Source organism: Stenotrophomonas maltophilia (assembly GCF_001676385.1).
Lineage (GTDB): Bacteria > Pseudomonadota > Gammaproteobacteria > Xanthomonadales > Xanthomonadaceae > Stenotrophomonas > Stenotrophomonas maltophilia_J.
The window spans coordinates 182887-208648 of record NZ_LYVJ01000007.1 but is presented as its reverse complement, the minus strand read 5'-3'; the positions used below and the strand labels follow the sequence as shown (position 1 = coordinate 208648).

Genomic DNA, 25762 nt, shown 5'->3' with positions numbered 1-25762 from the left:
GGAGGGCCGGGCCGATGCAAACAGGGCGCCAACCGCAGCAGATCGACGTGCGCAGGCCAGTGCCGCAGGTCAATGCAGGCGTCCAGGTAGCCATCGACCGGCACTCCTCCATGAACAACGCCCCGTGCCCTGTGGCCGGGGCGTTCGTGTATCTGTCGAAGGAGGTCCATCATGTTTGAAGATCAGCCCCAGAGCGAGATCGACGCACGTCGCGCGCGTGATCCGGAGTTCAGGGCACTCCATGACCAGCACCGCAAGTTGAACAAGAAGTGCATGGACGCGGAGTTGGGTGTACTCCCGATCGATGATGTCACCCTGGGTCGCATGAAGCGCGAAAAGCTGCTGGCCAAGCAACGTCTTCTGCGAATGTACGAAACACCGCTCCCAACGACGTCCCCCACGCTTTGACGCATCCCGTCGCGCCCGGACCGGCGCGACCTGGCCATCGATGGCCCTGCCGGGCGCTCCTGCCCCGGCATCGCGGCACCGCCGATGAGGCGGCCGCGCCAAGGCACCACAGGCGGTGGTGCCTTGGCCTGCAGGCACAACTCACCGATGCGGGCGGTACCGGTCTCCTCGTCGACCGGGGCCGCCCGCATCCCTTTCGGGCGCGCGCCCGGCATGGCCGGGCCGACCTGACATTCGGCGCCATCCGTCGGATAATCACCGGTCCGGCCCTGCGTGGCGCGAATCGACAGTCCTCCGAATGCCCATCCATTCTTCCGTCCTCGAACTCATCGGCCAGACCCCGATCGTCAAGGCCCAGCGCCTGGATACCGGCGTCTGCGAGCTCTACCTGAAGCTCGAGAGCGCGAACCCGGGCGGGTCGATCAAGGACCGCATCGGCCTGTCGATGATCGAGGCGGCGGAAAAGCGTGGCGACCTGAAGCCCGGTGCGACCCTGGTGGAAGGCACCGCTGGCAACACCGGCCTCGGCCTGGCCCTGGTCGCGCAGCAGAAGGGCTACAAGCTGATCCTGGTCGTCCCGGACAAGATGAGCCGGGAAAAAATCTTCAACCTGAAGGCGATGGGCGCCGAAGTGCGCCTGACCCGTTCGGATGTGGCCAAGGGTCACCCCGAGTACTACCAGGACCTGGCCAGGACCATCGCCGAGCAGACCCCGGGCGCCTACTTCATCAACCAGTTCGGCAACCCGGACAACCCGGCCGCGCATGAATTCGGTACCGGCCCGGAGATCCTCGAGCAGATGGGGGGGGATCTGGACGCCATCGTGTTCGGCTGCGGCAGCTCCGGCACCATGACCGGCCTGTCGCGCGCGTTCGCCACGCTGTCGCCGAAGACCGAGCTGGTGCTGGCTGACCCGGTCGGCTCGATCCTGGCCGAGTACATCAACGACGGCGTGCTCAACGACAAGTCGGGCAGCTGGCTGGTGGAGGGCATCGGCGAGGACTTCCTGCCGTCGATTTCCGACTTCAGCCGTGTCAAGAAGGCTTATGCCATCAGCGATGCCGAGAGCTTCCATACCGCGCGCGAGCTGCTGGGCAAGGAGGGCATCCTCGGGGGCTCGTCCACCGGCACCCTGCTGGCCGCGGCGCTGAAGTACTGCAAGGAGCAGACCACGCCGAAGAAGGTGCTGGTGCTGGTCTGCGATACCGGCAACAAGTACCTGTCTAAGATGTACAACGACTACTGGATGCTGGACAACGGCTTCCTGGAGCGCCCGCAGCACGGCGACCTGCGCGACCTGATCCTGCGCCCGTACGGCCAGCGCGACACCGTGGTGATCGGCCCGAACGACCTGCTGACCACCGCATACCAGCGCATGAAGCTGTATGACGTATCACAGCTGCCGGTGATGGATGGCGACCAGCTGGTGGGCATCGTCGATGAAAGCGACGTGCTGCTTCATGTCTATGGCGACGAAGCGCGCTTCCGCGACCCGGTGGCCACCGCGATGGTCAGCAAGCTGGACCGGCTGGACGTAAAGTCGCCGATCGAGGCGCTGCTGCCGGTATTCGACCGCGGCCAGGTCGCCATCGTGATGGACGGTGACAGTTTCCTCGGCCTGATCACCCGCATCGATCTGCTGAACTACCTGCGCCGCCGCGTGCAGTAAGCCCGCTGATCGCTGCAGATCACCGCTGAATTCCGGTTTATTTGCGTCAAAGCTCGTTAAGGCGGCGCTGATAGACTCCTGATCCTTTGACGGCGCCGCACGTCGGCGTCATTCAGGAAACGATATGTCCAACTCCTCTTCGCCTGACCGCGCGCTGGCCCTGGCCACTCTGGCCATCCACGGTGGCCAGACGCCTGACCCGAGCACCGGCGCGGTGATGCCGCCGATCTACGCGACCTCGACCTACGCCCAGTCCAGCCCGGGCGAGCACCAGGGCTTCGAATATTCGCGTACCCACAACCCGACCCGCTTCGCCTACGAGCGCTGCGTGGCGTCGCTGGAAGGCGGCACCCGTGGCTTCGCCTTTGCCTCGGGCATGGCGGCCAGCTCGACCGTGATCGAGCTGCTGGACGCCGGCAGCCACGTGGTGGCGATGGACGACATCTACGGTGGCAGCTTCCGCCTGTTCGAGCGCGTGCGCCGCCGCACCGCCGGGCTGGATTTCAGCTTCGTCGACCTGACCGATCTGGCGGCATTTGAAGCCGCCATCACGCCGAAGACGAGGATGGTGTGGGTCGAGACCCCGACCAACCCGATGCTGAAGATCGTCGACATCGCCGCGGTCGCCGCCATCGCCAAGCGCCACGGCCTGATCGTGGTGGTCGACAACACCTTCGCCTCGCCGATGCTGCAGCGTCCGCTGGAGCTGGGCGCGGACCTGGTGCTGCATTCGGCCACCAAGTACCTCAATGGCCACTCGGACATGGTCGGGGGCATGGTGGTGGTTGGGGACAATGCCGAACTGGCCGAGCAGATGGCGTTCCTGCAGAACTCGGTCGGTGGCGTGCAGGGCCCGTTCGACAGCTTCCTGGCCCTGCGCGGCCTGAAGACCCTGCCGTTGCGCATGAAGGCACACTGCGCCAACGCGCTGGCGCTGGCCCAATGGCTGGAAAAGCACCCCGCGGTGGAAAAAGTGATCTACCCGGGCCTGCCGTCGCACCCGCAGCATGCGCTGGCGACCCGCCAAATGAACGGCTATGGCGGTATCGTCTCGATCGTGCTCAAGGGTGGTTTCGAGGCGGCCAAGCGCTTCTGCGAAAAGACTGAACTGTTCACCCTGGCCGAGTCGCTGGGCGGCGTGGAAAGCCTGGTCAACCATCCGGCGGTGATGACGCATGCCTCGATCCCGGTGGCGCGGCGCGAGCAGCTGGGGATCAGCGATGCGCTGGTGCGGCTGAGCGTGGGCGTGGAGGAGCTGGGGGATCTGCAGGTGGATCTGGAAGGAGCATTGGGCGCCGGGAGATGACGCAGAAGTTACTCATGGCGCGGGGATGAATTCGCTGACTGGAGGCGTGGGTGCGACAGATTTCTTCGATGGCAAGACCGCTTGTTCCCCGCGGGATCAGCAATTGGCCGCTTGAACGCGTGAGTACCGATGCCGGAGATCTCTGGTTTCCACTGGCGGACCGCGTGATGCGTGAGTACGCACGGAGCAGCGGCTGTTGGGATCCTGATGTCGGCAAGGTGCTGATCGAGTCCTGCGCGGCGCACGCGGACGGCATATTCGTCGACGTGGGTGCCAACGTCGGCTACTTCTCGTGCCTGATCTCCAGGCATTTCCCGGAAATGCGGACGTTGGCGTTCGAGCCGCATCCCCTCATCCACGATGTACTCGCACTCAACGCCTGGGCGCACGGGGAACGCATCCAGGTGCACTCCTGTGCATTGGGCGGGCATCGCGGAACGGTTGCACTGGAAACCTCCGACAACAACCTCGGCGACACCCGGGGAGTGGAGGAGAGTGCCGCCGATACGGTGGCGCCGATCATCAGCCTGGACGAGCTGTATCCGGAGTTGAAGGCCGGTGTCGTGAAGATCGACGTCCAAGGCGCGGAGCTGGAGGTCATCCGTGGGATGGTCGGCCTGATCCACAGGTCTCCGGACATCCGCATCGTGGTGGAGTTCAGTCCCGAACTGGCAGCTGCCGACCATCTGGATCCCGAAGCGGTACTGGATGCCTATCGCTCGCTTGGCATGCGTGTGCTGCTCATCCGTAATAGGCAATTGAACGAAGCAAGCAATACGGAGATCCTGCGCCACTGTGCGTCTGCTGGCCCGAGGGCCCAGGCAGACCTGCTGCTGGTACGCGGGTAATGTCCGTTGAAACTCCAAATACAGGAATCAGGAAGATGCAAAATGCAGTGATCGTCACGGGTGGAGCTGGTTTCATCGGGTGCGCGTTGTCCAGTCAGCTCAGCAAGTTCGGCTTGCCGGTAGTGGCCGTCGACAACCTTCATCCGCAGATCCATGCCGATTCGAAGCGTCCCGATGCGCTTGACCAAGCGGTCCATCTGCACGTCGGGGATGTCACCGAGGCAGAGACCTGGGACCAGGTGCTTGCAAGGTGGCGGCCCACCATCGTGATCCACCTCGCTGCTGAAACCGGCACCGGCCAATCGCTGACCGAAGCCACGCGCCATGCGCATGTGAACGTGGTGGGCACCACTGCAATGCTGGACGCATTCTCCGCGCGCGGCCTGGTCCCCGAGCACGTCCTGCTGGCCTCCAGCCGGGCCGTGTACGGTGAAGGCGCCTGGCGTGACGCCGACGGCACAACCTTCTATCCGCCGCCGCGGTCGCACGAAGTGCTGGCACGCTCGCAGTGGAATCCTGCTTCGCCCTCGGGAACTGGCGCAGCCTCGCCGTTGCCGCATCGTGCCGCGTCGGTCTTCCCCAACCCAACCAGCGTTTACGGGGCGACCAAGCTGGCGCAGGAACACATCCTGGCGGCGTGGTGCGGTGCCATGCAAGTGCCACTGTCGGTGTTCCGCCTGCAGAACGTCTACGGTCCCGGGCAGTCTCCGTTCAACGCCTATACCGGCATCATCACTTTGTTCCATCGGATTGCCCGCAAGGGCCAGGCGCTGGACATCTATGAAGACGGCGCGATTGGCCGAGACTTCGTATTCATCGACGATGTCGTCGCTGCGCTGGCCGCGGGGTTGCGCGCGCCGCCGGTCGGCGTACGCACTCTCGACGTGGGCAGCGGTGTAGTGACTACCATCGCGGACGCGGCCCGCGCGATCGCGGCCATGCACGATGCTCCGGAGCCGCAGGTCAGTGGCAAGTTCCGTGATGGCGATGTGCGCTGGGCAGTAGCCGATGCCGCTCCGCTCGCCGAATCCCTTGATGTCCGTGCCAAGGTCGATTTCCAGGAGGGAGCCCGACGTGTCGGCGAATGGCTGATCTCCCGGGGCTATGCATGAGCACGCCGGAGGCAAGTACCGCCGCGCTGGCGGCAATCACTGAGTCGCCGCGGGACTGGCTCGACTCGGTGCGCTCGTTGCTGGAGCTGCGTGGCAGCGCAGGCTGCGAGATCGCCGCATGGGACAACGTGAGTGCCAGCCGGGAGTTCAGTGGAAGCAAGGCGCACTTGAGTCCGGCCTGGACGTTGTCATCTGCCCTTGCCGGGCTCATCGGCCGGCACAGCGCACTTGAAGCGGTCCTGATCGCGGTATCGCCTGCAGTGGTACCGCCCGAACTCCTGCAGCGCGGCATTGAATGGATGCGGAGGGATCCCCGGATCGCTACTGTGTCGTTCCTTTCCAACGCGGCAGGCGCCCTGAGCTTCCCGCATCGCAATTCGCCCACGCCTTACGGAATCGCCGGAATGGATGAGGCGGGGGTGTGCCGCGTGCTTCGCGACGTGTCGCCAGACAGTGGCCCGGTTTCGCTCCAGGTGCCGATGGGCCCCGTCGTGCTGGTCAATGTGCGGGTAATCCGTGCGATTGGAGGATTCGATCCGGATCGCGATTCGAATCCTTCAGAAGCGCTCGCGGAGTTCGCGCTGCGAACCGGTCGTCGAGGCTTCCGCCATGTGCTGGATGCCGCTTCCTACGTTACTGCGCAGTGGGCCAGCAGTGGTGCCCCGGTCGAGGCATCCGACGATCCTCGCTCGCGGCAGCGCCTGCATGCCACGGATAGCTGTTTCCCCGCGCTGCATGACCACCTCCGCACGTCCCAGGCCAGCGCCCTGGCCATTGCACTGGACGTTGCACGCAGCAAGGTCCAGGGCCTTCGTGTGCTGATCGATGGCTCCTGCCTGGGGCCGATGGAAATGGGCACCCAGGTGCAGACGCTCGCGCTGGTACGGTCGCTGCTCAAGCGGGACGATGTCAGCCGCGTGGTTCTTGCCGTACCTGGTGCCGCGCTGCCCGTCTACGCGCGTGACCTGCTGCTGCAATCGAAGCTGGCCATCTGTGATGCGACCGACCTGATGTTCCGCGGTGCCGAACAGGTGGATATCCTGCATCGGCCGTTCCAGCCGGATCGACCGATTCCCTGGGACAGGTGGCGGCAGTTGTCCAAGCGTATCATCGTGACGCTGCAGGACCTGATCGCCTACCGGGTCGGCAGTTATCATGAGACCGGCCAGCATTGGCTTGAATATCGCAACAACATCGAGGCTGCTTCCAGATACGCGGACGCCATCGTGGCCATTTCGGACGATACGCGTGAGTCGATCATCGACGAACGCCTGGCCGTCGAGCTGCAGCGTATCCACGTGGTCAAGAACGGCGGTGACCACCTGACCGATACCGATGTCGAGCAGGTGCCGCAGGCCCTCGTAGAGAAGGGGCTGGCGGCGGCACAGTTCCTGCTGGTACTCGGTGCCAGCTACAGCCACAAGAATCGTGACCTGGCTATCCACACCTGGAAGGAGCTCCGCCGCCGGGGGCATAACGTTGCCCTGGTCATGGCCGGCGCCGTGGTCGCCAAGGGCGCCTCGCGCCAGGAGGAGGCTGTCGCTCGCAGGGATGCCGACGAAGACCACCTGGTTGTCATGCCCGATGTCAGCAGCGCGGTCAGGAACTGGCTCCTGCGCCACGCAAGCATCGTGTTGTACCCGACCTCTGCCGAGGGTTTTGGCCTGGTTCCGTTCGAGGCGGCCTCGATGGGGACGCCGACGGCGCATGTGAGTTTCGGGCCGCTCCGGGAACTGATCGATTCGCCAGAGCTCCCGCAGGATTGGAATCCTGTTCACATGGCAGACTATTGCCAGCAATTGCTGCAGGACCCGGCCCTGGCCGAGAAGAACATCAAGCATGTGCTTGCCAGTGGCAGTCGGCTGGTGTGGGCTGCCACCGCAGCCGACCTGACCCAGGCTTACCGCCAAACGCTTGCGACCGCACCGCGCGCCTAATACCCAGAGGTTGAAAATCATGAACACCACCAATCTTGACGATATCTCGCTTGAGCAGGCACTTATCGATTTCGAAGTAGCCAACGCTCGCGTGATGGATCTCACTTCGCGCCTCACCTCGATGAGCCGTGAACTGATCCAGGCGCGCACGGAACTGGAGCGCCTGCGGATCGGCGGGGCGCAGGTGCAGTACTCGCCGAGCTATGGCGCTGACCAGGATGACGTGCGCATCCGTTACGAGCGGATCCGCAATTCGCGTCTGGTGAAGCTGGCGGCCATCTTCAGCAGCAAGTTGCGTCGGTGCCTGTGATGGGACGTCCTCGTATCCTCCACTGCATCACGGTCTACAACGGGCGCGCCTTCGTGCCTGCAGCGATTGAAAGCGCGCTGCGCATGGACCAGCAGGATGCGGAAATCGACGTGCTGATTCTCGACGATGCCAGTCCGGAGCCGGGCTGGAGCGAGGAGCTTTCCGCATTCTGCAGGGAGCGCGGCGTCATGTATTACCGTACGCCGCGCAATCTCGGCATTCCGCGCAACGTCAACCTGGGAATGTTGACGGCCGTCAAGCGTGGCTATGACTACGTGGTCATCAGCAATTCCGACGTCCTCTATCCGCGTGACCTGATGGGGCAGATGCTGCGTGCGTCCCGGCAGAAGAACGTGGGCTCGGTGACGGCCTGGTCGAACAATGTGTCCCTGTATTCATTGCCGAACGAAGATCCCAACCGTTTCCTCCACGACCAGAATGTCGTGGACTGGCTGCATGCGAGCCTGGCGGGCCATTTCGGCGACGCGGTCATGGATATCCCTGCAGGAATCTCGTTCTGCATCCTCATTTCGACCGAGGTCGTCCGTAAGGTCGGCATCATGGATCCCTGCTTCGGCCGTGGCTACTGCGAGGAAACCGACTGGAGCCTGCGCAGCCTTGCGGCGGGTTACCGCATCGTCCTGGCGCCCGGCACATACGTTTTCCACCATGGGCGTGGCTCGAACCTCGATGCAGGACTGGTTTCCTCCGATGCAACGACGGTGCCGGCCAACGAGGCCATCATCGATCTGCGCTATCCGCAGTTCCGGACCCAGGTTGGTGCGTTCGTTCACTCCGGTGTTCTTGCCAAAGCACACGAGGACGCGATCTCGCACGTCGTGCGCAGCGCAGGCAAACAGTTCGGGTATTCGATCGATGTCGGCTGGATCGCTCGTGACCGCAGGAACGAGGATGAAGTGAACATCCTGTTGTCGCCCGATGCTGCCAACGATCATATCCAGGCGACGTTCCGGGGATTCCGGCTTGACCTCAAACTGGGACGCAAGAACCTGGGGCAGGAAATCCGGAAGTTCTTCGACAAGGAGCCGAACATCGTGAACCTGTATGACACGGGAGCGTTGGCCAGCGCCCTCAAAGCGGAATTCTCCGGTGTCGCCACCACCCGGACGACCAACTATCCAGAGAAGGTTTAACGCCGATGGCCCAAGCCGAGCTGACGCACAGGACCAACAATTTCGACTTCATTCGAGTCATTGCGGCAACAAGTGTCCTGATCAGCCACCATTTCGCACTGTCCGGGATGCCAGAACCCCTCGTTCTGAAGTTCCAGACACTGGGCGGGTATGGTGTCTTCATTTTCTTCGCGATCAGTGGCTTCCTGGTCGCGCAGAGCTGGCAGCGTGATCCGAATGTGATCCGTTTTGCGCATCGCCGGTTACTGCGCATCTGGCCGGGCATGCTCTGCGTGCTGCTGCTCTGCGCGCTGGTGCTGGGGCCCGCCGTCACGACCCTGTCATTGAAGGAATACTTCAGCAATGGCCTCACCTGGACCTACTTCAAGACCCTGCTGTTCCAGGTCCAGCCTTTCCTGCCCGGCGTGTTCCCGGACAGTCCGGTAGCGAACATTCCCAACGGCGTTCTGTGGACGATTCCCATCGAGGTGCACTGCTACGGGTATCTGGCGATCCTGGGCGTGGTCGGCGTGCTGCGCTGGCGGTGGTTGCTGTTGGCGATGACTGCGGCATTGGCGGGCTACTACTACGTCTACCACAACGCTGAGGGAGTCTTCCTTGCGGGTGGCGGCAGGATGCCGGAGGTGGAATTCGCCACATTCTTCTTCTCCGGTGTGCTGCTGCACTATTTCCGGGAGGTGTGGTCGAACTGGACCCGCATCGCGATCAGCTTCGGGATCATCCTGCTGGCCTCGCTGCTGCTCATCAGGAACGACCACCAGTTGATTGCAGCATTCCTGCTGACACCGTTCTTCTTTGTGGTGCTGGGCAGCGCGTCGTTCCCGATCCTCAACCGCTTCGGCCGGTTCGGTGACATGTCCTACGGTATCTATATCTATGCATTTCCGGTGCAGCAGACCCTGATCTGGCTTTGGGGCAAGAGCATCTCGTTCGGTGCAAGCCTGGCACTGGCGTTGGCGATCACCGGGGTGCTTGCTTGGATTTCCTGGCATGTGATCGAGCAGCCTGCTTTGAGGCTGAAGCCACGCGCCCCCAAGCCAGTACCGGCCGCAGTTCCCGCTTCAGCCTGACGCGGCGCGGCCGCTCTGTCGTCGCCCCCCGCCCGCAGGCGGGGGGCGGCCAGCAGGCGTCAGGGGATGTGCCTGCGCACGAAGCGCTGTGTCTTTCGGACCAGGGGAATCGAGAGCGCCTTATCAAGAAGGTCCGCAATGGGTTCGGCCAACCGTTCGCCTGAACTGCGCTCGCTCACCCGTAGGTCCCGTAGCGCGGAGGCAACCTGGTCGCTTCGGATTCCCTGCATTGCGCGAGAAAGCGCCGAAAAAACCTCTCCTGCGGAGCGCTCCCAGCCGTTGCGTTCGCCCGCGCGTTCTTCGGGCGACCATGAGGGTGGCTGCGCCAGCGCCGCGACCAGTTCCCGGGTCGTCTGGTAGCTGTGAATATTGGCCGATTCACGTATGTGTGAGGCCAGCTCATTGTTCAGCAATGAGTCGCGCACGAAAATCGGGCGCTTCCAGGCCAGGGAGTGCAGCACCGGGAAGCCAAAACCTTCGTAGTGGCTGGGGAAAACCACCACCTTGGCGTCACGATAGAAAGCAGCGAAGGTGTTCTCGTCAATGCCCCCAGCCTGCACAGCCTCGATGTTCGGCGCGTGCGGCGCGTCCAGGGCGTACCCTACTGCCACGATCTTCTGCCCTGGCAATGCAGCCGCAAGTGCATCGGCGGTCTCGGTGACGAACTTGTGCGGGTAGCGGTTGCCAATGATCAGGATGTGCCTGGAAACCCCTTCCGCGTTCGTCTCGGCGTCAGCTTCCAGCAGGTACTCGGTGACGTCCAGCGAATGACGTGAAACCACCGGCAGCACATGCTCGCCCAACGGATAGCGGTTGCGGATCTGCGTCAACGTGAATTCGGAGTTGCAGAACAGGATGCTGGTATTGAGCAGCGCTTGGCGCCAGACCCGATCATCGAACTCAAGTGACAGCCGGCCACAGTCGACGGCGATGGTGTCGAGCATGAAAATCCCAACGACGGGCGCGACGTTGAAGAGCCGGTAGAGTGTTCCGTCGTCGAATGGCTGCCCCATGCGGATGACGGCGGCGGCGCGCGCCTGGCGATCTTCAGGCGCGATCCGTCGGACCCGCGGCAGTTGATCCAGTCCATGGAAGTGCCAGGCATCGGGGCCGATGATGACCGCAAGATCAATATCGGCAGGCCAGCTGGATACCGCAGCAGCAAGCAGCTTGACGCCGGATTCGAAGGTGCCGTTGTGGGCGGCGCCGAACGAAGAGAAGTCGAAGGCGATCAAGCGCCTGCCGGAATCGGGATGGAGCGCTTCAAGCAACGCTTCGGCACGGTATTCCGGTGAAGCATGATAGCGCTGGAGCAGAGGTTCATACTCGGGATAGCGCTCGCGAAGCAGAACGCCATTGCGCTCCTCGCGCTCGCTTCGCTGCTGGCCGGTCATGGCAAATGATTGTTCTCCCGCATGCCAGACGAAAGCGTGGTTGGCGAGCACCGCGCGGTAACCCGCTCGATTGGCACGCATCACGAGGTCGTTCTCTTCGTTGTATCCCTGCCCGTAGGCCGGATCGAATCCCCCGAACTCGGCCAGCACGCTTCCGCGGATCCACATCGCGAAGCCCACTGCGGTTGGCACCAGCGAATACCGTGGTAGTCGCGGCGCAATGTTGCGGAAGCGCCCGAGCGCAGTATCCACGTCAGCATCTGCGCACGGCGAATGAGGGAGTGATGCCAGGGTTGCATTGTTGCTGCGAGGACTGATGAACGCGAACATCGGGTCGATGGCCGCTACGGACAGTACCTCGGACAACGCGCCGGGCGTCAGCTGGGTGTCCGAATTCAGCACGAACACATCGGCTCCCTCTTCCACCGCGCGCGCGAATGCCTGGTTGCAGGTGCCGATGAAGCCCAGGTTGGACGGGTTGTCGACGATGCGAAGTGGCAGTGGGCCGACACCCGCTGACCCGGCAGAGGCCAGTGCGGACGCAAGGTCTGCGTCGTCAGGGCTGTCGTTGTAGAGCCAGACCTGGACATCGAGGCCGGCAAGTTCCGGCTCGGCGGCGCGCAACCCCGCCATGAACGTCGTCACCAGCTGTGGGTTGCGGAAGAACGGCACGACGATATGGAGCGGGTGACGGCGGATGCCGGATGCGACCTGGCGCGATGATTGCTGTCGACGCAGCGGTGGTGTCGATGGGGCTGCCGGCAGGATCTCGGGCAGGTACTGCGGCTTTTCCAGCAGCAGTGCGACAACGTCTTCCAGGTCATTGATCGGCCGCATGCCCTCCAGCAACCGGGGGGTGCACTTTTCCTCCGGGACCAGGAAGATCGCGCACTCGGCACTTTCGCCGTAGAAATTGACTGTCGCGCGCTTGAAATTGTTCTCGTTGAACGCGGGATAGATCGTTCCGTAGGCAACGTAGTCCAGGCCCCTGATCGCTTCCAGCGTGGCGGCCGCGCCGGTTACGGTGTTGCACTCGGCAAACACTACGGGCCTGCAGCGCGCAAGTGTCTCCCGCGCGCCAGCAATGACACTGGCTTCCATTCCTTCCACGTCGACCTTCATCAGGTCCAGGCGCGGCAAGGCCAGCATGTCGAGGGTGATGACTTCCACCTCGTAGCCCTCTCCCTGGTCAATCAGGCTCAGGCCTCCGAGATTCCGGGTCTGCGGATCCTGCGTCATCAGGTGGATGGTCGCTGGGTGGTCGGAAACGCCGACATTGTGCGCCGTGACGCGTCCGGCCACGTTATTGTCGATGTTCCGCTTCAGGATCTCGAAGGTCTCCCGCCGGGGCTCGAAAGCATGCACCTGTCCCATCCCGCCCACAGCATGAGCCAGCGCGACCGCATGCGTTCCGATGAACGAGCCTACGTCTGCGACAACGCTGCCGGGTGCCACGAAGCGGCGCAGCAGGTCGAGTTCGTTCTCGGCCCATTCGCCGTACCAGAGCAGCGACTCCGATACGATTGAATCGCCGGAAAGCAGCTCGAAGTTGCCGTGGCGGCAGGGAACAGTATTCATTTGATATGCGAGGAGCGGACGGATACAGAGAGGGGCTGGGCACCGGAGATGCCGTGGACAAGCTGCGGGTTGATTGCAGTCAGCACGATCACATCATGGAGCCAGTGATGCTGCACATGGTCATCGCCCGGTCCCTCCGCCAGCGCCACGTCAAGGCTGTATTCGCCACGCACCAGGCGCGGCAGGCGCATCTGGAAGGTGACGGTCAGGTGTGCTCCTTCCTGGATGCTGATGGCTTCCTCGCGTAGATAGCTGTCCGAGCTTTCGGCAACGACAAACTGGCCCTTGCGGTCCTTGAGCATGAAACCGACCGCCGGGTAACTGAGCGACTTGTGCAGGCTGGCGACCACGGACAGGCAGACATCCTGGGAGGAATCGAACTCGGTCAAAGGCTCGCCGTGGATGTCGGTGAAGCCGACGGATTCGATACGCGCACCGCCTGCGCCGAAACCGTCGGCATCGGCACGAAACGCACTGACATGGAAACGCGTCGGCTCGACGTTGCTGCTGTCATAGGAGGCTTCCCCAGTGGTCTCTGCACGTGCAGCGATCGAGAGTGTACGGTCGGCGTAGAGATCACGAAGATAGATCGCGGAAATGTCACGCGCGCTGCCTACGTCGCAAAGGTACTGTTCTCCCTGCCGGCGGAGCAGTACGGCCGATTCGCACAGCGCGTTGACCGCGCCCATGTCGTGGCTGACGAACAACAGGGTGCCGCCGTCACGCTGGAATCCGGCAAGGAAGCGCATGCATTTCTGCTGGAAGTACGCATCGCCAACGCTCAGCGCCTCGTCGATCACCAGGATATCGGCGTCGACATGGGCGATCACCGCGAACGCCAGGCGTACGTACATGCCGCTGGAATACGTCTTTACCGGCTGATTGATGAACTCGCCTATATCGGCAAAGGCGGCGATGGAATCGACGCGGGCAGAAACGGTTTCCCTGTCCAGCCCGTATAGTGAGGCGGCGAGGTACACGTTCTCGATCCCCGAGAATTCCGGATTGAAGCCCGCGCCCAGCTCAAGCAGGGCCGCAACCCGGCCGTTGACATTGATCTCGCCTTCAGTGGGCGTCAGGGTTCCGCAGATCATCTGCAGCAACGTCGATTTGCCGGCGCCGTTGCGGCCAATGATCCCAACCGTCTGTCCACGGCGAATGGTGAAGGCAACCTCGCGCAGTGCCCAGAATTCGCGGTAATAGCGGCGGCGGCTGCGCCAGAGCATCTGCATCAGGCGGTGGGCAGGCTTGTCATAGACATTGAAGCACTTGCCCAGGCCCTTCACTTCGATGGCGATGTCAGAGCACATCGGCAAACCCCTTGCGAGTCTTCTGGAAGAAGGCGAATCCGGAGATGAAGACCAGCGCGGATACTGCCAGGCAGATCGGATAGACGACCGGGTCCAGACCCTTGCCCCAGATCAACACATCGCGGATCTGCGCGACGACCGGTGCCAAGGGGTTGATGTTCAGGATGGGGCGGAAGGACGGGGGAATTGCGTCAATCGGGTAGAAGATGGGCGTCAGGAACATCACCGCAGTCGTGATGATGGCGGTGATCTGGGCGGTATCGCGCAGGAACACACCGAGGGCGGAAAGCAGCCATGCCAATCCCGTCATGAACAACACCATCGGCAGGAGCGCGAGAGGGAGCAGCAGGGCCGTTACGGGTGGCATGCCATAGCTGACGATGTAGAAAACGAACCAGACAAGCAGATTCACGGCAAGGCTGAACATCGCGGTCAGCACACTGACGACCGGGAGTATCTCAAGCGGGAAAACGACCTTCTTGACGTAGTTGGCGTTGCCGACGATCAGCTGCGGAGATCGGTTGAAGACCTCGGAAAAGAGGTTGAACACCAACAGGCCGCTGAACAGTACCAATGCGAACTCGGTACGCGTGCCGCTGCCACCGGGCCAGCGGGCCTTGAACACTTCGCTGAACACGAAGGTGTAGATGGCCAGCATGAAGATCGGCTGGACCAATGCCCACGCCAGGCCCAGCAGCGATCCACGGTAGCGCGCTGCAATCTCGCGTGCCGCGAGTGCACGGATGAGTTTCCGGTTGGAGAGCAGGCTTCGGAGCAGATGGATCGGGGAGCCGGAGTTGGGTTCCATTCAATAGGACTGGAGTGAGCGACACATAAGTTTACTGCGCTCATTCCACGCCTGCTCGCCACGATCCTGACCGCCTGCATCGAGGACAGGCCGGGGATCAGCCGATGTTCATGCCAATGTGGCAGGGCGTCACAGGGCGTGACGGGCGGGCCCCTGGCCAGCTGCCACGGGCACCGCCAGTGTGGTGGAACGCCCCGCTGCAGCGCAGGGCGTCCTGATTACAGCGCCTTCTCCAACTCCGGCAGGATCGTGAACAGATCCCCCACCAGCCCGATGTCGGCGATCTCGAAGATCGGCGCATCGCCGTCCTTGTTGATCGCGACGATCGTGCCGGCATCCTTGATGCCGGTCAGATGCTGGATGGCACCACTGATGCCCACGGCCACATACAGTTCCGGTGCGATGATCTTGCCGGTCTGGCCGACCTGCAGGTCGCTGGGCACGTAGCCGGCATCGACCGCGGCACGCGAGGCACCGACGGCGGCACCGAGCTTGTCGGCCAGCTGGAAGATGACCTTGAAGTTTTCTTCCGAGCCGACGCCACGGCCACCGGAGACCACGCGCTTGGCGCTCTGCAGGTCCGGGCGGTCGCTGGCACCAGCGGCGAGGCCGACGAAGCGGGTGTGGGTCGGCAGGGCAGCATCGGCGCTGGCCGCTTCGATGGCAGCGCTGCCACCCTGGGCGGCTTCCGGCCACGACGCGGCACGCACGGTGGCGACCACGATCTGGTCGGCCGGTGCTTCCACGGTGATGATCGCGTTGCCGGCGTAGATCGGGCGCTTGAAGGTGTGGCTGCCTTCGACAGTCATCAGGTCGGAGACCTGGTTGACGCCGAGCAGCGCGGCCACGCACGGCATCAGGTCCTTGCCGAAGGTGGTCGACGGGCCGAACACGTGGGTGTAGCCCTGGGCCAGCTGCGCGATCTGCGGTGCCAGCACCTGGGCGATGGCCTGCGCGTTGGCAGCGTTGGCCACGGTCAGGACCTTGGCGACGCCGGTGATCTTCGCGGCCTCGGCGGCAACGGGGGCCGGGTCGGCGGCCAGCACCAGCACGTCGATGCTGGCACCGCCGATCGCGGCGGCGGCGCTGACGGTCTTGGCGGTGGCGGCGTTGAGCTTGCCGTCGTGGTGCTCGGCGATGACGAGAATCCTGCTCATTACAGCAACCCCTTCTGCTTGAGTGCGGCAACCAGTTCGGCCGCGTCCTTGACCATCACACCCTTGCTGCGCTTGGACGGCGCGGCGTACTGGGTGGTCTTGAAGGTGTCGGCGGCTTCAACGCCGAGATCGGCCAGCTGCAGGGTCTCCAGCGGCTTGGCCTTGGCCTTCATGATGTCCGGCAGCTTGATGAAGCGCGGCTCGTTCAGGCGCAGGTCGGTGGTGACCACGGCCGGCAGATCCACTTCCACCGTTTCCAGGCCGGCGTCGACCTCGCGGGTGACCGTGGCCTTGCCGTTGGCGATCTCAAGCTTGCTGGCGAAGGTCGCCTGCGGGCGGCCCCACAGCGTGGCCAGCATCTGGCCGGTCTGGTTGGCGTCGTCGTCGATGGCCTGCTTGCCCAGGATCACCAGGTCCGGCTGTTCCTTCTCGATCAGCTTGAGCAGGGTGCGTGCGGCCGTCAGCGGCTGGATGGCCTGGTCGGTGACCACATGGACGGCGCGGTTGGCGCCCATGGCCAGGCCGTTGCGCAGGTGCGCTTGGGCGTCGGCCGGTGCGATGGTGGCGACCACCACTTCGCTGGCGATGCCCTTGTCACGCAGGCGCAGGGCTTCTTCCAGTGCGATTTCATCGAAGGGGTTGGGGGACAGCTTGACGCCGTCGGTGACCACGCCGGAACCGTCCGGCTTGACCTGAATGCGGACGTTGTAGTCCACCACGCGCTTGTACGCGACGAGGATTTTCATCTGGTACGGGGTCCTTCAGTAACAGGGAGAACGTCCGGTCCTGCAACAGCAACCGGTTCGGGGGTGGGACCCTGATTCTAGCTGGCTTGAGTGAACCATGCGAATGCGTATGGTTATGCTGCGATGCCGCAAACGGATGCTGAGCCGGAAGGCGCCGTTCACGTCGTGCAGGCAGTAGTGAAGGTCGTCGGCATGTATCCTGTGCCGCTGTACGGGCGCCCCAGGTGCCCCTTGGATGAATTTCGATCAGGAGAACAGGTAGTGCCCACTTGGCTTGTCACCGGCGGCGCCGGATTCATTGGCGGTAACTTTGTTCTCGAAGCCGTCGCACGCGGCATCAAGGTCGTCAATCTTGATGCGCTCACTTACGCCGGCAACCTGAAGACCCTGTCCAGCCTGGAAGGCAATCCCAACCACGTGTTCGTGGAGGGCGACATTGGCGACAGTGCCCTGGTCGCTCGCCTGCTCGCCGGACATCAGCCGGACGCGGTGCTGAACTTTGCCGCCGAAAGCCACGTCGACCGCTCCATCGACGGCCCGGGCGCCTTCATCCAGACCAATGTGGTGGGTACCCTGGGCCTGCTGGAGGCCGTGCGTGACTACTGGAAGGCGCTGCCGGCCGGGCAGGGCGCGGCTTTCCGCTTCCTGCACGTATCCACCGACGAGGTGTACGGCACGCTGGGTGAGACAGGCAAGTTCAGCGAGACCACGCCGTATGCCCCGAATTCGCCGTACTCGGCGTCCAAGGCTGCCTCCGACCACCTGGTCCGCGCCTTCCACCACACCTACGGGCTGCCGGTGCTCACCACCAACTGCTCGAACAACTACGGTCCGTACCACTTCCCGGAGAAGCTGATCCCGCTGGTGATCGCCAAGGCGCTGGCCGGCGAGCCGCTGCCGGTGTACGGCGATGGCAAGCAGGTGCGCGATTGGCTGTTCGTATCCGACCACTGCGAGGCGATCCGCACGGTGTTGGCCAAGGGCCGGGTCGGCGAAACCTACAACGTCGGTGGCAATTCGGAAAAGCAGAACATCGAAGTGGTGCAGGCGATCTGCGCACTGCTGGACCAGCGCCGCCCGCGCGAGGACGGCAAGCCGCGCAGCAGCCAGATCACCTACGTTACCGATCGCCCCGGCCATGACCGCCGCTATGCGATCGATGCGTCCAAGCTGAAGAACGAGCTGGGCTGGGAACCGGCCTACACCTTCGAGCAGGGCATCGCCTTTACCGTCGACTGGTACCTGGACAACCAGGAGTGGGTCAACGGCGTGCTGGACGGCAGCTATCGCCTGCAGCGCATCGGCACCGCCGCCTGAACCCAGGAGATCACATGACCCAGCGCAAGGGCATCATCCTCGCCGGTGGCTCCGGCACCCGCCTGTACCCGATCACCAAGGGCGTCAGCAAGCAGCTGCTGCCGGTGTACGACAAGCCGATGATCTACTACCCGCTCAGCGTGCTGATGCTGGCGGGCATCCGCGAAGTACTCATCATCAATACGCCACACGAACAAGCGCTGTTCCAGCAACTGCTGGGCGATGGCTCGCAGTGGGGCATGGACATCCAGTACGCGGTGCAACCGAGCCCGGATGGCCTGGCCCAGGCCTACCTGATCGGTCGCGATTTCGTGGCTGGCAAGCCGAGCTGCCTGGTGCTGGGCGACAACATCTTCCACGGCCATGGCCTGCGCGACGTACTGCGCCGTGCGGATGCGCGTGACGACGGTGCGACCGTTTTCGGTTACTGGGTGAATGATCCGGAGCGGTACGGCGTGGCCGAGTTCAACCAGGACGGCAAGGTGGTCGGCCTGGAAGAGAAACCGGACGACCCACGCTCGAACTATGCGGTAACCGGCCTGTACTTCTATGACGGCAACGCCAGCGACTACGCTGCGGAACTGAAGCCTTCCCCGCGTGGGGAACTGGAGATCACTGATCTCAATCGCCGCTATCTGGCAGAGGGCAGCCTGCACCTGGAGCCGCTGGGCCGTGGCTACGCGTGGCTGGACACGGGTACCCACCAGTCGCTGCTGGAAGCGTCCAACTTCATCGAGACCATCCAGACCCGCCAGGGCCTGCAGGTCTGCTGCCCCGAGGAGATCGCATTCGGCAAGGGCTGGATCGATGCGGCGCAGCTTGAGGCGTTGGCAGCACCTCTCATCAAAAACGGGTACGGCCAGTACCTGCACAAACTTGCATTGCGTGGAGTCGTTCCGTGAAAGTAATTGAAACCAGGTTGCCGGGTTGCGTTGTGATCGAACCGGCGGTGTTTGGCGATGCCCGTGGCTATTTCTTCGAGACCTGGAATGCCGAGCGTTTCGCTGCCCAGGGCCTGCCGGATCGTTTCGTGCAGAGCAATGTGTCCACCTCCGCACAAGGCGTGCTGCGTGGCCTGCACTACCAGTGGCCACGCCCGCAGGGCAAGCTGGTCAGCGTGCTCGAAGGCGAGGTCTACGATGTAGCCGTCGACATCCGTCGTGGCTCACCGACGTTCGGCCAGTGGGAAGCGGTGGTGCTGAGCGCGGAAAACAAGAAGCAGTTCTGGATTCCGGAGGGTTTCGCCCATGGTTTCGCGGTGCTGTCCGAACGCGCTGTGTTCAGCTACCTGTGCACCGAGGTCTACCTCAAGGACTTCGATGCCGGCGTGCGCTGGAACGATGCTGGCATCGCGGTGGACTGGCCGATCAGTGCGCCGACGCTTTCGGCCAAGGACGAGAATGCGCCGTTCCTGAAGGACATTGCCGAAGACCGCCTGCCGGTGTACGTGCCATGACTGTGCTGGTATTCGGCGGCAACGGCCAGGTCGGCCAGGAACTGCTGCGCGCGCTGGCGCCGCTGGGCAAGGTGGTCGCAACCACCCGCAGCGGGCAGCTGCCCGACGGCAGTGACTGCGAAACGGCCGACTTCGGCCAGCCCGACAGCCTGCCGGCACTGCTGGATCGCTTGCAGCCATCCGTGGTGGTCAACGCGGCGGCCTACACGGCGGTGGATCGTGCTGAACAGGAGGTCGAGGCCGCCTTCGCGGCCAACGCGCTGGCACCGGGCGTGATCGCGCGCTGGTGTGCGGCGCAGGGCGTGCCGTTCGTGCATTACTCCACCGACTATGTGTTCGATGGCCAAGGCAGCACACCCTACCGGGAAGACGAACCGACCGCGCCGCTGGGTGTGTATGGCACCAGCAAGCGCGATGGCGAGGACGCGGTGCGTGCGGCCGGTGGTCGCCACCTGATCTTCCGTACCGCCTGGGTGTATGCCTCGCACGGTGCGAATTTCCTGCGCACGATGCTGCGCGTGGGTGCTGAGCGTGATCAGTTGCGGGTGGTGGCCGACCAGGTCGGTACGCCCACTCCGGCGGCGCTGATCGCTGATGTCACCGCGCAGGCGCTGCAGCATCCGGGCCAGTTGTCCGGTACCTGGCACCTGACTGCCCGTGGCCAGACCAGCTGGCATGGGTTCGCCGAGGCCATCTTCGCCGAAGCGTTGGCTGGCGGCGCGCTGAGCAAGGTGCCGACGGTCGAGGCCATTCCCAGTTCCGAGTATCCGACCCCGGCCAAGCGCCCGGCCTGGTCGGTACTCGACAACCGCAAGCTGCAGCAGGATTTCGGCATCGTGCTGCCGACCTGGCAGGATGGCCTGAAGCGGGTGATGGCGGAGATTGCCTGAGCCGGTAGGTGACGTGCCGACCAACGGTCGGCACCCACCCGACCAATGGCTGGCACCCACCCGACCAATGGCCGGCACCCACCCGACCAATGGCCGGCAGCCTCCAGCGGGCGCCGGGTCAACTGCGCCCGTAAGTGTCCTCGAAGCGCACGATGTCATCCTCGCCAAGGTAGCTGCCCGACTGCACTTCGATCAGTTCCAGCGGCAGCTTGCCCGGATTGCGCAGGCGATGGGTGACACCCAGCGGGATGTAAGTGCTCTGGTTCTCACTGAGCAGGATCACTTCGTCTCCGCGGGTGACTTCGGCGGTGCCGCTGACCACGATCCAGTGCTCGGCGCGGTGATGGTGCATCTGCAGGCTGAGCGTGCCGCCGGGCTTGACCGTGATGCGCTTGACCTGGAAACGCTCGCCATTGTCGATCGAATCGTAGGCGCCCCAAGGGCGATAGACCTTGCGGTGCCAGGTCGCTTCGCTGCGGCCTTCAGCCTTCAGCTGTGCGACCACGGCCTTGACCTCCTGCATGCGGTCGGCCCTGCCCACCAGCACCGCATCATCGGTCTCCACTACGATCACGTCGTCGAGGCCGACCAGGGCCACCAGGCGCTGGGCGTAGGCATAGGTGTTGCGGCAGTCGATGGCGATCACATCGCCCTGGTGGGCATTGCCATCGCCGTCCTGCTGCGACACATCGCGCAGCGCCGTCCAGGAGCCCACGTCATTCCAGCCCGCATCCAGCGGAATCACCACCGCGTCGGCGGTCTTCTCCATCACCGCATAGTCGATCGAGTCCGACGGCACGGCGGCGAAGGCATCCTTGGCGAGGCGGGTGAAATCGGCGTCGCGGCGGGCCTGCTGCCAGGCCGTGCGGCTGGCGGCCAGCATGGTGGGCTGGAGGCGCTCCAGTTCCTGCAGATAGCGCGACGCCTTGAACAGGAACATGCCGCTGTTCCAGTAGTACTGGCCGCTGCTGACGTAGCCGGTGGCCGTCTCCAGATCGGGCTTCTCGACGAAACGCTCGACCGCGCGCAGGCCTTGGCCATCGGCCGCCTTGATGTAGCCGTAGCCGGTTTCCGGGCCGGTCGGCACGATGCCGAAAGTGACCAGTTTGCCGGCCTCGGCCGCAGCGGCAGCAGCCTGCACAGCATTGCGGAACGCAGCCTCGTCGGTAATCACGTGGTCGGAGGGCAGTACCAGCAGCAGCGCATCCGCACCTTCGCGGGTAGCCTCCAGCGCCGCTACGGCGATGGCCGGTGCAGTATTGCGGCCCATGGGCTCGAGAATGATCGCGGCGGGCGCCGCCCCGATCTGTTGCAGCTGCTCGGCGGCCACGAAACGATGTTCTTCATTGGCGACCACGAGCGGGCCATGGGTAGCGATCGATTCGACCCGCTTCCAGGTGGCCTGCAGCATGGTCAGTTCACCTGCCAATGGCAGGAACTGCTTGGGATAGGCTTCCCGCGAGAGCGGCCACAGGCGGGTACCGGAGCCCCCGGAGAGAATGACTGGCTGAATAGTGCTCATGGTCGTCCTTGCTTACTGCTGGAGAAGGGCTGAGATTTCGTCGGTGCGCGCCTGCATCAGCGCCGCATCGCCGCGCGCCTCGACGTTCAGGCGCAGCAGCGGCTCGGTGTTGGAACTGCGCAGGTTGAAGCGCCAGTTGCCGAAGTCGGCGCTGATGCCGTCGGTGTGGTCCAACGCAGGTGCCTGGGCGGCGAAATGCGCCATCACGCGGGCCACAGCGGCCTTGGCGTCGGCCACCTTGAAGTTGATCTCGCCGCTGCAGGGATAGGCCGCCATGCGGTCTTCGACCCAGTCGGCCAGCGAGCGTCCGCTTTCGGAGACCAGTTGGGCGATCAGCAGCCACGGGATCATGCCGGAGTCGGCATAGGCGAATTCGCGGAAGTAGTGATGGGCGCTCATCTCGCCGCCATACACTGCATCCTCGGCGCGCATCTTTTCCTTGATGAAGGCGTGGCCGCTCTTGCACAGCACCGGCACGCCGCCGGCCGCTTGAACCATTTCCACGGTATTCCAGACCAGGCGTGGATCATGCACCACCTTGCCGCCCGGCTGACGGGCGAGGATCGCCTTGGCCAGCAGGCCGACCAGGTAGTAGCCCTCGATGAAACGGCCGGTGTGGTCGAAGAAGAAGCAGCGGTCGAAGTCGCCATCCCATGCGATGCCGAAGTCCGCACCATGGTCGCGCACTGCATCGGCGGTGGCCGCGCGGTTTTCCGGCAGGAGCGGGTTGGGAATGCCATTGGGGAAGTTGCCGTCCGGTTCGTGGCAGATGCGGATGAACTCGAACGGCAGGTGCGGCGCCAGCAGGTCGACGATGGCGCCCGCGCCGCCGTTGCCGGCGTTGACGACCAGCTTCAGTGGCTTGAGCTTGCGGGTGTCGATGTAGCTCAGCAGGTGCTGGATGTAGGCGCTCTTGTCATGCCGGGCCACCTGGCCGGCGCGCGGCGGCTCGGCCTCGGACGCATCGGCGGAGACCGCATCGGAGATCGCGAACAGGCCGGTATCGGAACTGATCGGCCGGGCGTTCTCCTTGACCAGCTTCATGCCGTTGTAGTCCATCGGGTTATGGCTGGCAGTGACCATCACGCCGCCCGCCGCTCCCAGGTGGTCGGTCTGGAAATAGACTTCCTCGGTACCGCACAGGCCGATGTCGATCACTTCGCGACCTGTGCCACGCAGGCCCGCAGCCAGCGCATCCTGCAGCGCCGGGCTGGTCAGGCGCACATCGTGGCCCAGCACCACAGGGCCGGGAGCGAGCTGTGCATCCAGGGCCGTGCCGATCCGGCGTGCCAGGTCTTCGTTCAGTTCTTCCGGCACGCGGCCGCGGATGTCATAGGCCTTGAAGGCGGGCAGGGGCATCGGTCAGATCCAATGTGAGCTCAGCCAGCGATTGTAGCCTCTGTCCTGTATGGGAATCGTTTCCATCCCGCAACGCCACATGACCGGCGGTTGGCGTCAGGCACGTGATGCCCGCCGTCCTCTTCGCCCGGTGCCTCGGACGGGCAGGCCCGGCAGCGGCGCCAACAGGGCCTGCAGGTCCTCCTCGCTGAAACGCGGCCCGGTACTGCCATTGCCCTCGAGAATCGATTCGGCCAGCGTAGCCTTGCGTTCCTGCAGCTCGGCGATCCGCTCTTCGATGCTGCCTGCGGCGATCAGCCGGTAGACGAACACCGGCTGTTGCTGGCCGATCCGGTGGGCGCGGTCACTGGCCTGGTTCTCGGCGGCGGGGTTCCACCAGGGATCGAAATGGATGACGGTGTCGGCGGCCGTCAGGTTCAGCCCTACGCCACCCGCCTTCAGGCTGATCAGGAACACCGGCACTTCACCCTGCATGAAGCGCTGCACGGGCGTGGCCCGGTCCTGGGTGTCGCCGGTCAGGGTCACATAGGCCAGGCCCAGATCATCCAGCGCCTGCGCGATCAACGCCAGCATGCCGGTGAACTGCGAGAACAACAGGATGCGCCGGCCCTCCTCGACCATCGACGGCAGCATCTCGCGCAGCAGGTCCAGCTTGGCTGAGCCCGCATTGCGCGCCGGGGCATCACCAGGCAGCAGGCGCGGATCGCAGCAGACCTGGCGCAACTTCAGGAGTGCATCCAGCACCACGATATGGCTGCGCGCCAGTCCGCTGCCACTGATCGCTTCGCGGACCTGCTTTTCCATTGCGGCACGCACGGTTTCGTACAGATCTCGCTGGCCCCCTTCCATCGCGACCGAGCGCGTGATGACGGTCTTGCGCGGCAGCTCCGAGGCCACCTGGTCCTTGCGCCGGCGCAGGATGAACGGGCGCAGGCGCTGTGCCAGCAGCTGTGCACGACGGCGGTCGTTGCCGCGTTCGATCGGGCGGCGCCAATGCTGGTTGAACTGCTTTTCGCTGCCGAGCAGTCCGGGCAGGAGGAAATCGAACTGCGTCCACAGTTCGCCCAGGTGGTTTTCCAGCGGCGTGCCGGTCAGGCACAACCGGTGCCGGGCCTGCAGTGTGCGCAGGGTGATGGCCGCACGCGCCCTTGGGTTCTTCACCTGCTGGGCTTCGTCGAGGATCAGCAGGTGATAGGCCTGTGCCTTCAGGGCTTCCTCGTCGCGCCAGAGCAGCGGATAGGTGGTGATCACCAGATCGTGCTCGGGAATGGCCGAAAATGATGCTTCGCGCGACGGCCCGTGCAGGGCCAGCACGCGCAGTCCTGGGGTGAAGCGCGCGGCTTCGCTCTGCCAGTTGTGCAGCAGCGAGGTCGGCACCACCAGCAGCGCCGGCCGATCCAGCCGGCCGCTTTCCTTCTCGATCAGCAGATGGGCCAAGGTCTGCAGTGTCTTGCCCAGCCCCATGTCATCGGCCAGCACCCCGCCAAGCCGCTGTTGCCGCAGGTACTGCAACCAGGACAGGCCGTCGCGCTGGTAGCCGCGCAGGGTCGCCTGCAATCCTTCAGGCGGCGCCACCTCTGCAGGGGCAGGTGCCTGCAGCAGCTGTTGCACCAGCGCTTCCGTGTCCTGGCGGGTGCGGAACTGCAGGCGCGCATCATCCTGGAGTGCCTGCAGGCGACCCCGGTCATGGGCGGGCAGTCGCAACGCCGCGCCGCGCTGGGTGAACAGGTCGGCCAGCAGCGCGATGATGGGCTTCAGTCGCGACGCCCGCAGTGCCAGGCGCGTGTTGCCATTGGCGGTGAGCAGGATGTTCTCGTCGTCGCCAATCGCGTCCAGCTGGCCGCGCGACCAGCGCGGATCGGCGTGCAGCACCTGCTGCAACAGCGGGACCATGGATACCGTGTGGCCATCCACCTGGACCTCCAGGCCCAGATTGAACCAGCCTGCATCGTCCGGATCGGCCTGGATGTCCAGATCGATCTCGTCCAGGCGCGTGACGCGATGTCGGAAATCGTCGTCTGCCTCCACCCTCCAGCCCAAGGCCTCCAGCCGCGGCACGTCGTCCAGCAGGAACGCAGTCCAGTCATGGGTACGCAGCTGGAACGGTGGGCCCGCGCCGTCCAGAGACGCCCGCGGGTCCCTGTCGAGATGCAGCCCCACCTCGCGCAGCTCCGCCTCGCGCCGTGATTCCTCAGCCAGGTCGCGTGGCGGCAGGGCGGGCTGCCCTTCCGGATCAGGCGCGAGCAGGGTGGGATCACCCGGGAACCACACGTGATCCTCGTATTCAAAGGCCACGGTCGCAATGTCGGCCCATTGCGAAGGATCGCGGCGGCCGAGCCAGGGTGGCCGGAACTCGACCGTATGCAGGCGCAACACGGGAGTCATTGTGCCGGTCTGCTGCAGCAGCTGCG

General features: G+C 64.2%; 21 protein-coding genes. 13 read left to right on the top strand and 8 right to left on the bottom strand.

The genetic code is table 11. The annotated features are described in order from the left end of the window. The first annotated feature begins 171 nt into the window (after window positions 1-171). The 9 genes from A9K58_RS10935 (at window position 172) to A9K58_RS10895 (ending at window position 9814) form a co-directional block, all read left to right on the top strand. The gene (locus A9K58_RS10935; RefSeq protein WP_005407964.1) at window positions 172-408 is read left to right on the top strand and encodes an HP1242/YdcH family protein; all 237 of its coding nucleotides are present in this window, start codon (window positions 172-174) and stop codon (window positions 406-408) included. 298 nt (window positions 409-706) lie between these two features. Further along, window positions 707-2077, top strand: a complete 1371-nt coding sequence (locus A9K58_RS10930) for a pyridoxal-phosphate dependent enzyme (protein ID WP_065199384.1) — start codon at window positions 707-709, stop codon at window positions 2075-2077. Between the two features lie 124 nt (window positions 2078-2201). Continuing rightward, on the top strand, window positions 2202-3383 hold the full coding sequence (locus A9K58_RS10925) for a cystathionine gamma-synthase (RefSeq protein WP_065199383.1): 1182 nt from the start codon (window positions 2202-2204) through the stop codon (window positions 3381-3383). Window positions 3384-3433: 50 nt separating this feature from the next. After that, complete coding sequence (locus A9K58_RS10920) at window positions 3434-4231, top strand: FkbM family methyltransferase (protein WP_231109303.1); 798 nt, start codon at window positions 3434-3436, stop codon at window positions 4229-4231. Next, a complete protein-coding gene (locus A9K58_RS10915; protein WP_231109302.1) occupies window positions 4231-5343 on the top strand; it encodes an NAD-dependent epimerase/dehydratase family protein in 1113 nt (370 codons plus the stop codon). Before A9K58_RS10920 ends, A9K58_RS10915 begins: the two co-directional genes overlap by 1 nt. Then, the gene (locus A9K58_RS19905) at window positions 5340-7280 is read left to right on the top strand and encodes a glycosyltransferase (protein ID WP_231109301.1); all 1941 of its coding nucleotides are present in this window, start codon (window positions 5340-5342) and stop codon (window positions 7278-7280) included. The genes A9K58_RS10915 and A9K58_RS19905 overlap by 4 nt, the downstream gene beginning before the upstream one ends. A gap of 19 nt (window positions 7281-7299) precedes the next feature. Then, the gene (locus A9K58_RS10905) at window positions 7300-7590 is read left to right on the top strand and encodes a hypothetical protein (protein WP_065199381.1); all 291 of its coding nucleotides are present in this window, start codon (window positions 7300-7302) and stop codon (window positions 7588-7590) included. Beyond that, window positions 7590-8744, top strand: coding sequence for a glycosyltransferase family 2 protein (locus tag A9K58_RS10900; RefSeq protein WP_231109300.1), 1155 nt, complete (start codon window positions 7590-7592; stop codon window positions 8742-8744). The genes A9K58_RS10905 and A9K58_RS10900 overlap by 1 nt, the downstream gene beginning before the upstream one ends. A 5-nt stretch (window positions 8745-8749) precedes the next feature. Further along, entirely contained in the window at window positions 8750-9814 is a 1065-nt protein-coding gene (locus A9K58_RS10895) for an acyltransferase family protein (protein WP_065199379.1), read from the top strand. Window positions 9815-9873: 59 nt separating this feature from the next. Here A9K58_RS10895 and A9K58_RS10890 read toward each other — a convergent pair whose 3' ends face one another. From A9K58_RS10890 to A9K58_RS10870, 5 genes are all read right to left on the bottom strand, one after another. Then, window positions 9874-12786: an FkbM family methyltransferase gene (locus tag A9K58_RS10890; protein WP_065199378.1), complete on the bottom strand. Its 2913-nt coding sequence runs from the start codon at window positions 12784-12786 to the stop codon at window positions 9874-9876. Further along, window positions 12783-14096: an ABC transporter ATP-binding protein gene (locus A9K58_RS10885; RefSeq protein WP_065199377.1), complete on the bottom strand. Its 1314-nt coding sequence runs from the start codon at window positions 14094-14096 to the stop codon at window positions 12783-12785. Before A9K58_RS10885 ends, A9K58_RS10890 begins: the two co-directional genes overlap by 4 nt. Then, window positions 14086-14904 (bottom strand): ABC transporter permease, encoded by an 819-nt coding sequence (locus tag A9K58_RS10880; RefSeq protein WP_065199376.1) that lies wholly within the window; start codon window positions 14902-14904, stop codon window positions 14086-14088. Before A9K58_RS10880 ends, A9K58_RS10885 begins: the two co-directional genes overlap by 11 nt. 218 nt (window positions 14905-15122) lie before the next feature. Then, the gene (locus A9K58_RS10875; protein WP_065199375.1) at window positions 15123-16061 is read right to left on the bottom strand and encodes an electron transfer flavoprotein subunit alpha/FixB family protein; all 939 of its coding nucleotides are present in this window, start codon (window positions 16059-16061) and stop codon (window positions 15123-15125) included. Beyond that, entirely contained in the window at window positions 16061-16807 is a 747-nt protein-coding gene (locus A9K58_RS10870) for an electron transfer flavoprotein subunit beta/FixA family protein (protein WP_065199374.1), read from the bottom strand. The genes A9K58_RS10875 and A9K58_RS10870 overlap by 1 nt, the downstream gene beginning before the upstream one ends. Before the next feature lie 261 nt (window positions 16808-17068). Here A9K58_RS10870 and rfbB point away from each other — a divergent pair, with 261 nt between their 5' ends. From rfbB to rfbD, 4 genes are read left to right on the top strand one after another with little or no spacing between them, the layout of a single operon-like run. Next, window positions 17069-18124: a dTDP-glucose 4,6-dehydratase gene (gene rfbB / locus A9K58_RS10865; RefSeq protein WP_065199373.1), complete on the top strand. Its 1056-nt coding sequence runs from the start codon at window positions 17069-17071 to the stop codon at window positions 18122-18124. A 14-nt stretch (window positions 18125-18138) separates the two neighbouring features. Continuing rightward, window positions 18139-19026 (top strand): glucose-1-phosphate thymidylyltransferase RfbA, encoded by an 888-nt coding sequence (gene rfbA / locus A9K58_RS10860; RefSeq protein ID WP_065199372.1) that lies wholly within the window; start codon window positions 18139-18141, stop codon window positions 19024-19026. Further along, window positions 19023-19580, top strand: coding sequence for a dTDP-4-dehydrorhamnose 3,5-epimerase (rfbC, locus tag A9K58_RS10855; RefSeq protein WP_065199371.1), 558 nt, complete (start codon window positions 19023-19025; stop codon window positions 19578-19580). Before rfbA ends, rfbC begins: the two co-directional genes overlap by 4 nt. Then, window positions 19577-20470, top strand: a complete 894-nt coding sequence (rfbD, locus tag A9K58_RS10850) for a dTDP-4-dehydrorhamnose reductase (RefSeq protein ID WP_065199370.1) — start codon at window positions 19577-19579, stop codon at window positions 20468-20470. Before rfbC ends, rfbD begins: the two co-directional genes overlap by 4 nt. 118 nt (window positions 20471-20588) lie before the next feature. Here rfbD and A9K58_RS10845 read toward each other — a convergent pair whose 3' ends face one another. The 3 genes from A9K58_RS10845 to A9K58_RS10835 form a co-directional block, all read right to left on the bottom strand. Beyond that, window positions 20589-21992, bottom strand: a complete 1404-nt coding sequence (locus A9K58_RS10845) for a mannose-1-phosphate guanylyltransferase/mannose-6-phosphate isomerase (protein ID WP_065199369.1) — start codon at window positions 21990-21992, stop codon at window positions 20589-20591. A gap of 12 nt (window positions 21993-22004) precedes the next feature. Next, window positions 22005-23351: a phosphohexomutase domain-containing protein gene (locus A9K58_RS10840; RefSeq protein WP_065199368.1), complete on the bottom strand. Its 1347-nt coding sequence runs from the start codon at window positions 23349-23351 to the stop codon at window positions 22005-22007. 96 nt (window positions 23352-23447) lie between these two features. After that, window positions 23448-25736, bottom strand: coding sequence for a DEAD/DEAH box helicase (locus tag A9K58_RS10835; protein WP_231109299.1), 2289 nt, complete (start codon window positions 25734-25736; stop codon window positions 23448-23450). Between the last annotated feature and the right edge of the window lie 26 nt (window positions 25737-25762).